Raw genomic sequence first — 13,654 nt, forward strand, 5'->3', positions numbered from 1 at the left:
CTGTGCACTGGTTGTGGGTTGGCTACAGTTCACCCTGAAATGAAGTTTTGAACTGTGAACCAGGAACTATTTCCAAGTAGAAATTCTAACAATACTGAATTTATTGGCAGGACCTGAGTCGCACTAAAGCACTAAAACCTGTCCTGATCGGCCACCGAGCGTTGATTGGCGCTATAGGCGGAAGTGCTGCCTATAGTATCCTGATCAGCGGTACCGTTTTGAACTCCGTTGCACAACTACCAACAAGGGCCCGCGCGATAATGACCAGTACGTTTTGCAAATGGAGGGCAGGTCGGGCCCTGTCAGCCGCAGTGTATTGCCTGATCCTTGCCGCCTGCGGCGGTGGTGGCAGTGCGTCGCCGTCGGCGAGTTCTGTAGTCACTATTTCCGGCACCATGAATTTTGAGTATGTGCCTACCAACCCAGGGTGCATCGGGCTGAATTACACTGCCACAGAAACCCGCCCGATTCGCGGAGCAACGGTGCAGGTGATTGACGCCTCGACCAGCACCGTACTGGGTAGCACGGTGACCGATGACAACGGAGGATATTCATTAAATGTGAGTGCCGGCATTAGTGTATTCCTGAGTGTACGTTCGGAGCTAAAGCGTAGCGGTACGCCGTCATGGGATGTTGAAGTAAGAGACAATACGAGAAACACAACAGTGCCGCTAGAACAACGCCCGGTTTACGCGCTGGATTCAGGCAACTTTAGCAGCGGCAGCGCTGACCAGACGCGCAACCTGACGGCGACCACAGGCTGGAACGGGGTGAGATATTCCGGGATACGGGCAGCGGCACCGTTTGCAGTATTGGACAGCATCTACGATGCCATGCGGCTGGTGCTGCAAGCGGACAATACGGCAAATTTCGAACCCCTGGATGTGTTCTGGAGTGTCAACAATGTGCCCGATGGTGGCGATGGAACCATGGAAGATATTGCAGCCGGTCGTATAGGCACCTCGTACTACAGCTCGGACAACAAGATGTTCCTGCTGGGCGCGGCTGACAGTGACACAGAGGAATTTGACAGTCACGTCATCGTCCATGAATGGGGGCATTATTTCGAAGATGCATTTTCGCGGTCCGACAGCATCGGCGGGGTGCACGGTCCGGGTGACCGCCTGGACATGCGACTGGCGTTCGGCGAAGGCTGGGCGACTGCGTTGTCCGGCATGGCGCTGAATAGCTCCTTGTATTGTGATACCTCGGCAGCAGGACAATCGAACGGCTTTTCAATCAATATCGAAAATTCCTCGCAAAGCCGTCGCGGCTGGTTCAACGAGTTCTCGGTCATGGAACTGGTTTTCGACCTGTGGGACGACAGCGTGGAAGTGGGCCGCGGTGACAGTGGCAGCATAGGCTTCACACCGATCTACGACACCATGGTGAATCGCCAGTCCGTTACATCAGCGCATACCAGCATCTTCTCGTTCACGACCGAACTAAAAGACGAATCACCGTCCAGCGCTGCACTCGTCGACGAGTTACTTGCTTATCACAATGTCAACGGCAGTGGCGTGTACGGCGATGGCGAAACCAACGATGCCAACAGTGCTACGCCACAGGATGCATTACCGGTCTACACGCAGATAAACCCGACCGGCGTGCCACTGAATATATGCGTGAACAACGAACACGATAACTCGCAATCGAATGGCAACAAGCTGTCGCAACACCGTTTTCTGCGTTTCTCGGTGGCAGCGCCGTCCCGCTATGCATTTCGCCTGGAGGTTGATGCGGCGACATTGGCCAGCCTGCCGAGCGACGATCCGGCCAATGACTCTGACCAAAGCGATCCGGACGCGGAAGTGTTTCTGAACGGGCAGGTCGTTGCTCAGGGCTTTAGCGGAACCGCCAATGTCGAGGCCTTTGAATCCTTCGGTGTACTGGCCGTCGGCAACTACGTCATGGACCTGACGGACTGGCGATACGCTGACGAGCAGACTGTTGCCGCTTATCCCAATCGGGTTTGTTTTGATGTTACGGTGCAGCCGACAACCTGATTCTGTCGCTGCTGCGTCAATGGTGAACTGAATGACCAATAAACTGATGTGTATCTCTCTGCTGCTAGCGCTTGTTGTCGCAGGTTGTAACAGCGCCGATCAAGAATCCGCCCGGAAAGCAGCCGCGTCACCCGAAATAGCGGCCAAAGTGAACAATGAATTGCCGGTCAGGTCGCCCGGCAAGCCTGGCGCGCCCATTACCATTGCCTACACGGTGCTCGGCACGCCGGTCGTTGGTCAGCCGGTGGCGATTGAAGTAAGGGTATCGACATCTTTGAGCGAGGCGCCGGTGCGGGTCAGCTATTTCGTCAATGACGTTGAAAGCATGCGCTTTCCTGAATCGCAAGCAAGAACGACTGAATTGAGTGCGCCGGCGGACGAGGGCTATGCCGCCCGCCAGGTCACGGTCATCCCACTGCGTGAAGGTCGTTTGTATTTGAACGTCACGGCCGAGGTGGAAACGTCGGCAGGCCGCATGCTGAAGACGATGGCCGTGCCCATCGCCGTGGGACAGGGTGCTGCTGACCCCGTGCTCAATGGCGAGCTGCGCGAGACAGCTGATGGCGAAACCGTCATCTCGATGCCGGCTGTTGAAAATTAGCCACTGGCCTGTGGGTCCTGCCGCAGACCGGCTCATTATGTTAATGCAGCCTGTCCAAACCAGCCCCAAAGACCCGCTGGGCAGCTCAGATCTGTTGCCAAATGCTCCGCCAGCCCTTTATCCATAAGGGCTGCAGCGTTCCGGGAATTTATTCCCAGTATTGTTTCCGATTCGAGAGGCGCATCACAGTCGCTGTTCTCTCCTTTGTCTAGATTGGCTTGGCACATTGCCACAGATCAGCCACGGATAGCGGTCTGTGGGTCATAAGACAAACCTTGATTCCGACCACTAATGATCGGTCAAGGACAGCGCATATAAAGATTGCGGGGAAACCGACGCTCAGATGCAAACGGAAAGCAACGAGCAGCGACCAGACAACAACAAAGAGCATTCCGGGCAACTGGATCTCAATACCCTGGTCGAGTTACTGAACCAGCATTATGACAAGATGCAGACGACGGTTAGTCGATCACTTGCACAGTCATTGCCGGCCTCGACACCTATTGAAATTATTTTTGACAGTGTTACCGATGCGCTGCTGTCGGTTAGTGCGTCAGGAATCATTCGAAACTGCAATCGAGTTTGCAGCCGCTATTTTGATCTCGCGAAGGAAGATCTGATCGGCTCCGAACTGGGCCGGATACTGCCGTTTGTTGAAGGCAAGACTCTCCCGTGCAGTCTCGAGCCGTTCATGTCCGATCTGGATGACACGCATATCGAATTCAACAGCGGTGAAGTCGATGCTGTATCCGGGTCCGGCCGACAGTTTGTCGCCGAGATCAATGCCAGCAAACTAAGTGGCGTCGACGAAGATATTTTCGTGATCAGCTTGCGTGACGTGACAGACCGACGAGACGCGGAACGCATCCTGCGGGACAATGAAGAACGTTATCGTGCGTTGGTCGAGAATGCGCCTGAAGCCATCCTGGTTCTGGATGTAGACAAGAATCGATTCAGCGACGCGAATGACAATGCTTGCCTGCTGTTCAATTTGTCGCGCCGCCGCTTGTTGAGCGCGGGACCTGAAGCAATCAGCCCGAAAATGCAGCCCGATGGTACGCCGTCTTTCGGCGTGCGTCGTGGTTACATTGACCGTGCTCTGAATGGTGAGCACCCGACATTCGAATGGCTGCACAAAGATGCGAACGGCAAAGAAATTCCCTGCGAAGTTCGTTTCAGCCGCCTCCCGTCGGGCGACAAGCGGCTCGTTCGTGTAAGTATCACTGATATCTCCGAACGTAAACGCAATGAAGAACTCTCGTACGCCCAGAACAAAATTCTGGAAATGATTGCGGCGAGCACGCCGTTTGATCGCACGATGCGGTCGATCTGTCGATGCACGGAAAAAATTAGCAGCGGCTTGCGCACGGCTGTCATGCTGCTCGATTCCACACAATCCACATTGAGTGTCGAGGAGGCACCCAGTCTTCCGGACGCGTTTCGTGTCCAGCTCGACCATACGCGTGTAGCTGAAAACGCGATTGCCTGTGGTTTGGCCGTGCATCGCAGTCGCGAAACCGTCGTCAGAAACATCAGCACGGAATTGGCATGGAAAGGCCTGCACGCAAGCGCCGAAGAGCACAAGATCCGTGCCTGTTGGTCATTTCCGTTGTACGCGAGCGCCGGTCACATAATCGGGACGCTTGATGCCTATGTTGACGAGCCGCGAGAACCTACTACGGATGAGCTGGATAAACTCGGACGCATGGCAAAACTCGCCGGCATTGCCATCAAGCGCGAGATAGATGAAGAAAAGTTGCGCAGCAGTGAAAGTCGCTACCGTGGCCTGTTTGAAAATGTTGTCGATGGCGTCTACATCTCGTCGCGGGAAGGTGAAATCATCACGGTCAATCCTGCACTGGTCGACATGCTCGGCTACGAGAGCGCAGAAGAACTAAAAGGTGCTGGCCGCACAACCAAGCTCTACGTGAATCCCATTGATCGTGAACGTGTTTTTGCGAGGCTGGAGGCGCAAGGTTTTGTGAGGAACTTTGAAGCCCGTTTGCGTCGCAAGGACGGCCGTGAAATTGTGGTGCTGGAGAACTCGCGTGCCGTCTACAACAAGGACGGTGTCATCGTTGCTCACGAAGGTACGATCACTGACATCACAGATCGCAAAGTCGCGGAAACCCGCGTGTTTGAAGAGAAGGAGCGTGCCCAGGTAACGCTGCAATCGATCGGCGACGGCGTTATTACGACCGATGCAGCGGGTTGCATAGATTATATTAACCCGGTGGCACAAGACCTCAGTGGCTGGGATATACGTTCAGCCCGTGGTCAGCCCATCGAGAAAATTCTGACAATTATCAATGAACATACTCGTTCAACGGTTGAGAATCCGGTTACCCGTTGTCTGAAAGAGGGTCGGGTCATAGCGTTGGCTGAGAATTCCGTGTTGATCGCCAAGCAAGGTGTGGAGATTCCCATTCAGGATTCGGCCGCACCGATTCGCGACCGAATCGGCAATATAATCGGCGCGGTCATGGTCTTCCACGATGTCAGCCGCGAAACGCGATTGTTCCGCCAGTTGTCCTACCAGGCGTCACATGACGCGATCACCGGGCTGATAAATCGCAGAGAATTCGAAAACCAGCTGGTGGCAGCGCTTGAGAGTACCGCCAGCAACGGTCAACTCACGCACGGCGTGCTCTATGTGGATCTTGATCAGTTCAAGGTGGTCAATGATACGTTTGGCCATACCGCCGGTGATGAGCTGTTGTCCCAGGTAACCGAGATCATCCAGTCCAACATCCGGTCTACGGATATTCTTGCGCGACTGGGTGGCGATGAATTTGGCGTGCTTCTTGAGCGTTGTGACGAAGAGCGTGCAATGGATGTGGCCGAGGCTATTCGGTCTGCGATTGAAGAGCACCGTTTCACCTGGCAAGAAGCGTTCACCAATGTGCGTTGCTCGATAGGCGTTGTGGTTGTCACGCAGGAAAGCCCCAGTGTCGCCAGCGTCATGAGTTCCGCCGATGTGGCGTGCTACACAGCCAAGGACATGGGTCGCAACCAAACTCACTTGTACCGTGACAGCGATGCGTCTGTCCGCCATGAAGAAATGAAATGGGTCTCACGCATTACCAGTGCGGTTGAGGACAACCGACTTGAGCTTTTCTATCAGCCGATTATTACAATAGGCACTCAGCATGATAGTGCGCCTGGTCACTACGAGCTCTTGTTGCGTATGCGTGACGAGAATGGCGAGTTGGTTCAGCCGGATCAGTTCATTCCTGCCGCAGAACGTTACAACATGATGTCGACCCTGGATCGCTGGGTTGTAAAACAATCACTGGAAAAACTTGCTGACCGAAGTTCCGATCATGATGTGGCGCGGTTCACACTGGCAATCAATCTCTCCGGGACCTCGCTGAGCGAGGACCGTTTCCTTGAATTTGTCGTCGATGAACTCAAGAAGCACAAACTGCCGAAAGGCGCGATCTGTTTTGAGATTACGGAAACCGCCGCGATCTCCAATTTGTCGCGCGTTGTGCATTTCATGCAGGCGTTGAAAGCTCTGGGGTGCAAGTTCTCGCTGGATGATTTCGGCAGTGGACTTTCATCTTTCACGTATCTCAAGAACTTGCCGGTCGACTACATAAAAATTGACGGCCAGTTTATTCGCAACGTCGTCGATAACAGTGTCGACGAAAGCATGGTCAGGGCTATCAACCAGGTTGGCCAGGCGATGGGTATAGAAACCATCGCAGAGCGGGTTGAGAACCTCGCGGTGCTGGACAAACTGGCCGAACTGGGCGTTTCCCACGCACAAGGCTATTACATCGCGCGACCCACTTCGGTCGATTCCTTTGCGCCGTGGTCGGCGACAGCGCATGCGGCGCCCCTGATGGCCTGATTCCGGTACCCGGATTCCTCCTGTACACTGGACGGGAATTTTTCTCGTCGCAGACAATTAATGGGCAACGAAAGTAAGCCGGCCGCAATGCCGGAGATACAATTGCTGGCTCCCGGCGAGCCGCCTCCATTCCGTGTCCTGAACGAAGACGTGGCCAGTCCGATCCTGTTGCTGTGCGATCACGCCAGTCGTTACATGCCATCTTCATTGGGCAATCTGGGCCTAGACCCGGTTGCATTGCGCAGCCATCTGGCCTGGGACATCGGCGCTGGCGCCACGACGGAACACCTTGCCGAGGCACTTGGCGTGACCGCCGTGTTGGCGGGCTATTCGCGCCTGGTTGTTGACTGCAACCGGAAGTTACTGGATGCACAGGCATTCCTCGAGTTTGGCGATGGCGTCGTCATCAATGGCAACCGCGGTCTTGACCAGGCGGACAGGCAGGCACGGGCGGACGCAATCTACTGGCCCTATCATGCCGCGATCAGCCAGCAGCTGGATCGCTTGCACAGTGCAGGGTGCGCTCCAATCATATTGGCGATGCACAGTTTCACACCGGTCATGGAGGGCGTGCAGCGACCCTGGGAGATTGGCATCCTGTGGGACAAAGATCCACGGGTGCCCGACGTTCTCATTGCGGAGCTGCGGCGCGCCGGGATCAATGTGGGTGACAACGAACCCTATTCCGGCCGTGGCCCGCAGGACTTTACAATCGATCATCATGCCGAGTCGCGCGGCTTGCCGCACGCCGGTATTGAGATACGTCAGGATCTGATCAGTGACGAGGACGGTGTTGAGCGTATTGCGGGTTTGTTGAAAGAGCTGTTTGCAAAGCTGCCAGAACAACTCGAGATCAGCGGGACGCCGGCGGCCGTTCGTTAGGCGCATTGCCCGGCGGGCATCTTAAACGGGGGGGGGCGGGATGATTCAGCGAGAGCCGGAATTTACGATCGGGGTCGAAGAAGAATACCTGCTCGTCGACAAGGAATCGCGTGGTCTGGTCGTTGATCCGCCGGACTCCTTTTTGGGGGACTGCGAGGTCGAGTGTGGCAGCCAGGTAACGACCGAACTGTTGCGTTCGCAAATCGAAGTTGGCACGAAAGTGTGTAGCAGCGTGCAGGAAGCGCGCGAGGATCTCGCGCGACTTCGACGGGTCATCATCGATGTGGCAGACCGTCATGGCCTGGCGCCGATCGCTGCATCGACACACCCGTTCAGTCGCTGGGCTGATCAGAAACACACGGAAAAGGATCGCTACGAAGCGCTGACCAACGAGATGGCTGGTGCGGCACGGCGCATGGTGATCTGCGGCATGCACGTGCACGTCGGTATTGGTGCCAACGATCTGCGCATCGATCTGATGAACCAGATGAGCTATTTTCTGCCGCACTTGCTCGCGCTGTCGTGCTCGTCACCGTTTTGGGAAGGGCGCGATACCGGACTGAAAAGTTACCGCCTCACGATATTTGACGCGTTGCCACGAACGGGCTTACCCGAGCGGTTTCAAAGTTATGCCGAATATCAACGGCACGTGGACATTCTGATCAATGCAGGGATGATCGAAGACTCAACCAAAATCTGGTGGGATCTTCGGCCGAGTGGCCGCTATCCGACTCTTGAAACGCGCATCATGGATGTGTGTACGCGTCTCGACGACGCCGTTGCATTGGCCGCATTGCTGTTATGTCTGTTACGCATGTTGTACCGCTTGCGTATTGGCAACCAACGTTGGCGCCAATACACGCCAATGTTGATCCGGGAGAACCGTTGGCGGGCAACCCGCTACAGCTACGATGAAGGCATGATCGACTTCGCCAAGGGTGAACTGGTGCCGTACTCCGATCTGCTTGAGGAGATTCTGGAGTTGACCGCGGAGGATGCGGATGCGCTTGGCTGCACCGATGAAGTGGCGAGGGTCCGGGATATCGTCCGGCGGGGAACCAGTGCGCACCGGCAACTCCAGGTCCATGCCGCGGCAGTCGCAGCCGGCAAGAACCAGGAGGAATGTCTGCGTGCAGTCGTTGATACGCTGATCGAGGACACCCGTAGCGGGCTCTAGACTGGGCAGATTCCATGCCCCGCAAAGGCGATGCCAGTGCTTTCGCCCGGCGTGGCTCGGGAGAGCCCGTGCAGGCCGAACGGCCGGAACGGGAAGTGGAGCCGGTTTCAGCCGGCGTCCGTCTTGCAGGCCTGGCCAGGCCTGCAGCCCGCAGACAGTGAATCGCAGCGCAGAATAGCGCGTGGGAATGCGGCACAGGTCGCATCATATATGGTCGTAGCTCCGTACTATTACGGTATGTACGTCTCGACTTTATTCTCATCCGCCGGAGTGTCTGCATGTTAGACACTCTGCAACCTCTATTGCCTACGACGTTTGGGTTCGCTGGGGTCATGTACCTGTGGCTGGCCATGCGGGTACAGCGGGCGGCGAGCGATTCGAGCAGCAATACGATCAGCTACTTCCTGTTCCTGGTCGGCACGATGGTTCTGGGCACTGCGTTCTCTTTGAATACTCAAGACCCGGACCTTTACGGAATAGGGCGAGCATTGACGTATTTCAGCGCCGGGTTCATTCCCGTCGCTATCTATTATCAGTACCGCGAGTACACGATCGGGCCTCCGCCAGCTTGGTTTATTGGCTTGCTTTGTGTCATTCCGGCTATCACCACAGTGCTGGCGATAACCAACCCGTTGCATGAGTTGATCTGGACTTACGCGACAACGGCGGACGGACTGCAGTTCACGATCGCCAGGGACAAGGCCTGGTTCAATCGCGTCCACGCACCGTTTGGATACGGCTTGTTCGCCTACTCTGTTATCGCGCTGAGCAGCCGTTTGCCGAACATAGCGCTCGCTCACCGGAAGAAAGTGAAGCTCTTTCTGCTGTGTGCAGTGTTGCCGCTCGCCGTCAGCTTTGGCAACACGTACCTGAATATTGGGCCTTATGAGTTTCCGTTTACATCATTGACCGTAACGCTGTTGTTGCCGGTCTACTGGTGGCTGGGCTTGCATTTACGGGTCTACGACTTTAGTCCCGTCGTGTACCAGACGTTGCTCGACCACATTCGGGATCCGATCATTGTTCTGGATGATGACCAGTGCATCGTCAGTGCCAACAAACCAGCGCAAGTGTTGCTGGAGGCCAGTGAGACCGATTTGATCGGCCGCAATCTTTGGGAGGATTTGCCGGAAGCAAATCTGTTGGCCGAACACGCGACAGGCTCGGACATGGCGCAAACTGTTCGCATGCGCCGTGATCGCTATTATGAGGTGTACAGCGCACCCTTGAAGGGCCCATCCGGGCAGAAGCAGGGCACGGTATTGGTTTGTCGTGACGTAACGCAAAGAAAGCGCGCTTTACGGGCCTTGTCCGACAGTGAGCACCTTATCCGCTCCCTGGTCGAAAATTCGTCGAACGGGATACTGCGTTTCGCGCGTGACGATCGGGACATTGACCGCAAGTTCCGCTGCACGTTTGCGAACCGCGCGGCAGAACGATTTCTGCGTACTGGCGGTGTCGCAATAGTCGGGATGCCGCTGGAAAAGCTGGAGCTGCTGGAGCCGCAGAAGCTGCTGGAACGGTTCGGCGACGAGGTGCGGAGTGTTTCCAGCATAAGTTACGAAACGCTGGTCGAGCTGGACGACAAGGAAGCCTGGCTGCGCGTTGTTGGTGAGCCCGTTGGTCGGGATTTTTCAGTCACGTTGATTGATATCACCCAGCGAAAATACGCTGAGAACAAGATTCTGCAGGATGCATTGCGCGATCCATTGACCGGTGTGCTGAACAGGCGAGGCTTTGAAAAGGATGCTGCCGCGTGTATTGCGGCGAACGAAACAGCTGCGGTCTTGTATCTCGACCTGGATCAGTTCAAATCCATCAATGATCGTTTCGGCCATCAGGCCGGTGATGCGCTACTGAAAGCTTTCGGTCATCGCCTCGAGTATTGCCTTCGTCCCGAAGATATTCTGGCAAGGCTCGGTGGCGACGAGTTCGCTATCGTTCTGCCCGGGGTCGGCGTGGACGATGCGAAGCACGTTGCCAGTCGTCTTGTTGAAACGGCGTCCGAGGCCTACATCATCCAGGGACGCGAGATCAATTGTGAAGCGAGTGTCGGTATTGCCCTGATGCCGAAACACGGTAACGAGCTTTGGCAACTCGTCAGTGTCGCTGATCAGGCCATGTACAACGTGAAATCCATGCTGCGATCGGGTGCGGCGAATGACCGCGCGGACTACGTGGACGCAGCTATCGCGTCCTGACGCAGCCCGTTACGGGTTGACCCGATTGACCATCAGGCTCATCGCATTCGGGTCCGCCGTATCCATGACATACACTTCGACGACGTCCCTGTTCGCGAGCGAAATATCCAAAGGACCGGCCAGTACCGTTTGTGAACCGGCAACGGTAATCGTTATCTCGTAGTCGCCAGCAATGACCGGTGTCATGCCTGTCGAGAAGGTGAACGGTATGCCGGAGGAAATTGGTGTGAAATCAGCAATCGAATCACCGTCCGGCAGAAAATAAATGTCCACCGTCTCCGCATTGTCGGCCGCATTAATAATGTTAAGGCGAGCACTTGTCGAGAACGGTCGGCGGATGCTCTGTACATTAAGGATTGTGTGGTCGGCCGCGGGCCCGGCCAGGACCAGGGTCCGCTTGTAATCGGCCGCAATGACTTCTTCGCTTTCAACCAGGATCGCGCCCATGTTGCCGGCATCAGTCCATGTGTAATCATTGGTACCGGCGCTCAGGGTGATCTCGCCACTCAGGTTGCCAAAGGGCTGGTCCGCAAGCAGCAGCGAGGCAAAGTCGTCATTCTCTGCGATATCGACATTGCCGATCGCCGGTGCAGCGTGCAGAAACTGGCCTGTAGGTGAGACGCGGGCATCCACGAGGTCGGCGGCGGTGCCGGCTTGCGTAAGATGGCGCACGTGAACGTCGGAATTACGGGTCGGATTGTGATCGAAAATCAGGATGCTGTCGGTTGAGGCACCCGCCAGCGTCCGGCTTGGGGACTGATAAACAATGGCTTGCGGATCATTGGCTTCGGTCAGGGTCACAACATAATTGCCGGCGGCGTATTCAGCAGGATCGAGCCGCTCACCGTTAACCAGCGTACCGACTGCCGCGCCTGCCGTTGGCGCGGTACCGGGAGCCGCGAAATAAACATCCAACGCACCGAGGTTGCTGGCGAGGTGCATGAAGCCCATTTCGAAGACGGTTTCGGTGCCTTCCCACTGTCGTTCGTCGTCAGTCCACAGCGTGATCTGCGGATTACTGATGCTGCCGCTGAGTACGAACAGGTAGTTCGTGTCGGCAACTACGTCGAGAAACTGACTGGCGAGCCGGCGACTGCTCGTGGCCCCGATGTCGGTTATGTCGTAGTTGAAATTGTAGGCAAGGTCATCGTAGTTCTGAATCGGCGTGACATCGCCAAATTCCAGCGAACCCAGGCTGCGTTCTTCAATTTTGAAGACCACGGCCGGCGCATCAACGATAGCATTCACAGCGCGGATTACCGCTTTACCGGTAGCGTTTTCGCGAGCGCTCTCGGCGCAGCCAGCGAGTGTCAGCGTGACGATGCTGATCAGGGCGGCAATCTTGTAGCGTGGGATCATGAATCAGATGCTCGTTTTGTAGGCTTGATAAAAGACCCGGCATGGGCCAGCGAGTTTCATTTACTTGCGGCCATGCCGGTGGATTTACAGTAATTGCGGGCTTAACTGGCCTTCTTGGCCTCAAAGCCGAACACGGACTTCACTTCAAGGAATTCGTCGAAGCCGTGTGCGCCCCATTCGCGCCCGTTGCCGGAGTGCTTGAAGCCGCCAAACGGAGCAAACGCATCCAGCGATGCACCGTTGATGTGGACCATGCCGGTACGCAGTTGTGCGGCGACCTTGCGTGCCCAGTCAAGGTTGCTGGAACTTACGTACCCGGACAGGCCGTAAGGCGTATCGTTGGCAATCCGGATTGCCTCGGCTTCGTCGTCATACGGGATGATGCACAGGACGGGGCCGAAGATCTCTTCGCGGGCCACGGTCATGTCGTTGCTGACGTCAGTGAAAATTGTCGGCTTGACATAATAGCCGCGCTCCAAATGGTCGGGTCGGCCGGTTCCGCCGCTCAACAGGGTGGCGCCTTCGTCAATGCCTGCCTGGATCAGGTCCTGGATTTTCTGCCACTGGACCGCGGAAACGACCGGCCCCATGTGCACGCCTTTCTCGCGAGGGTCGCCGACGACAACGCCAGCTGCTCTGGCCGCTGCAATGCGGTTGACGTCGTCCAGACGGCTGCGCGGCACCAGCATGCGGGTCGGGGCATTGCAGGATTGGCCGGTGTTCTCGAAACAGGCGCTGACTCCGCCGTTCACCGCCCGTTCGAAATCAGCGTCGTCGAGGATGATGTTCGCCGACTTGCCGCCCAGTTCTTGTGAGACACGCTTGACGCCCGGAGCCGCATTTTGAGCGACGGCGACGCCAGCGCGGGTTGAGCCGGTGAACGAGACCATCGCTATATCAGGGTGGCTGCTCATGCTTGCTCCAACAGTGGGCCCGTCGCCATTGATCAGGTTGAACACACCGGCGGGGACGCCCGCTTCGTGCAGAATCTCGGCGAACAAGATGGCATCGAACGGGGCGATTTCGCTGGGTTTCAGGACCATTGTGCAGCCGGCAGCCAGCGCCGGGGCAACTTTGACGGCAATTTGGTTTATTGGCCAGTTCCACGGCGTAATCAATGCGCAGGGACCAATGGCTTCTTTCACTACAGCCGTTGTGCCGTGAATTTCTTCAAAAGGAAAGTCACGCAAGACTTTCAGCGCGGCACCGATATGCTGCGGGCCGCTCGCCGCCTGGGCGAACTTGGCCAGTTTCCAGGGCGCGCCCATTTCTTCCATGATCGCTTCCGCGACCTCGTCGTGCCGTTTGGCAAAGACGTCAAGAATGGATTGCAGCAAATCCAGCCGTTCTTGCCGGCTGCTCGCCGCAAACCCGGCGCTGGCCGCGACAGCGGCCTGGACGGCCTTGTCGACATCAGCCTCGCTGCCCATGCTGATTCGACCGCAAACTTCTTCGGTCGCAGGGTTAATTACGTCAAGGGTCGATGGGATGACAGGATCAACCCATTGTCCGTCGATATAGAATTGCAGCATTTCGCGCATGAATGACCTCCAGTGTCTGAGCCGCGGATCA

The 13,654-nt window shown here is 56.3% G+C and carries 8 protein-coding genes; 6 read left to right on the forward strand and 2 right to left on the reverse strand.

Going from position 1 to position 13,654, the window contains the following annotated elements; genetic code table 11:
• The first annotated feature begins 260 nt into the window (after positions 1-260).
• From BA177_RS07035 to BA177_RS07060, 6 genes are all read left to right on the forward strand, one after another.
• Entirely contained in the window at positions 261-2,006 is a 1,746-nt protein-coding gene (locus tag BA177_RS07035) for a hypothetical protein (RefSeq protein ID WP_156762731.1), read from the forward strand.
• 31 nt (positions 2,007-2,037) lie between these two features.
• Complete coding sequence (locus tag BA177_RS07040; RefSeq protein WP_068614742.1) at positions 2,038-2,607, forward strand: hypothetical protein; 570 nt, start codon at positions 2,038-2,040, stop codon at positions 2,605-2,607.
• A gap of 343 nt (positions 2,608-2,950) precedes the next feature.
• Positions 2,951-6,463 (forward strand): EAL domain-containing protein, encoded by a 3,513-nt coding sequence (locus BA177_RS07045; protein ID WP_068614744.1) that lies wholly within the window; start codon positions 2,951-2,953, stop codon positions 6,461-6,463.
• Between the two features lie 60 nt (positions 6,464-6,523).
• Positions 6,524-7,345, forward strand: coding sequence for an N-formylglutamate amidohydrolase (locus BA177_RS07050; protein ID WP_068614746.1), 822 nt, complete (start codon positions 6,524-6,526; stop codon positions 7,343-7,345).
• A 40-nt stretch (positions 7,346-7,385) separates the two neighbouring features.
• Complete coding sequence (locus BA177_RS07055; protein ID WP_068614748.1) at positions 7,386-8,522, forward strand: carboxylate-amine ligase; 1,137 nt, start codon at positions 7,386-7,388, stop codon at positions 8,520-8,522.
• 278 nt (positions 8,523-8,800) lie between these two features.
• Positions 8,801-10,723 carry a diguanylate cyclase domain-containing protein gene (locus tag BA177_RS07060; RefSeq protein ID WP_082989940.1) on the forward strand — a complete coding sequence of 641 codons (1,923 nt, stop codon included), beginning with the start codon at positions 8,801-8,803 and terminating at the stop codon, positions 10,721-10,723.
• 9 nt (positions 10,724-10,732) lie between these two features.
• On the opposite strand, the gene BA177_RS07065 is transcribed toward BA177_RS07060, so the two are convergent.
• Positions 10,733-12,082: a DUF4397 domain-containing protein gene (locus BA177_RS07065; protein WP_068614753.1), complete on the reverse strand. Its 1,350-nt coding sequence runs from the start codon at positions 12,080-12,082 to the stop codon at positions 10,733-10,735.
• 101 nt (positions 12,083-12,183) lie between these two features.
• Positions 12,184-13,623 (reverse strand): aldehyde dehydrogenase family protein, encoded by a 1,440-nt coding sequence (locus BA177_RS07070; protein ID WP_068614756.1) that lies wholly within the window; start codon positions 13,621-13,623, stop codon positions 12,184-12,186.
• Positions 13,624-13,654: the final 31 nt, after the last annotated feature.

The sequence above is a fragment of the Woeseia oceani genome (assembly GCF_001677435.1).
GTDB lineage: Bacteria > Pseudomonadota > Gammaproteobacteria > Steroidobacterales > Woeseiaceae > Woeseia > Woeseia oceani.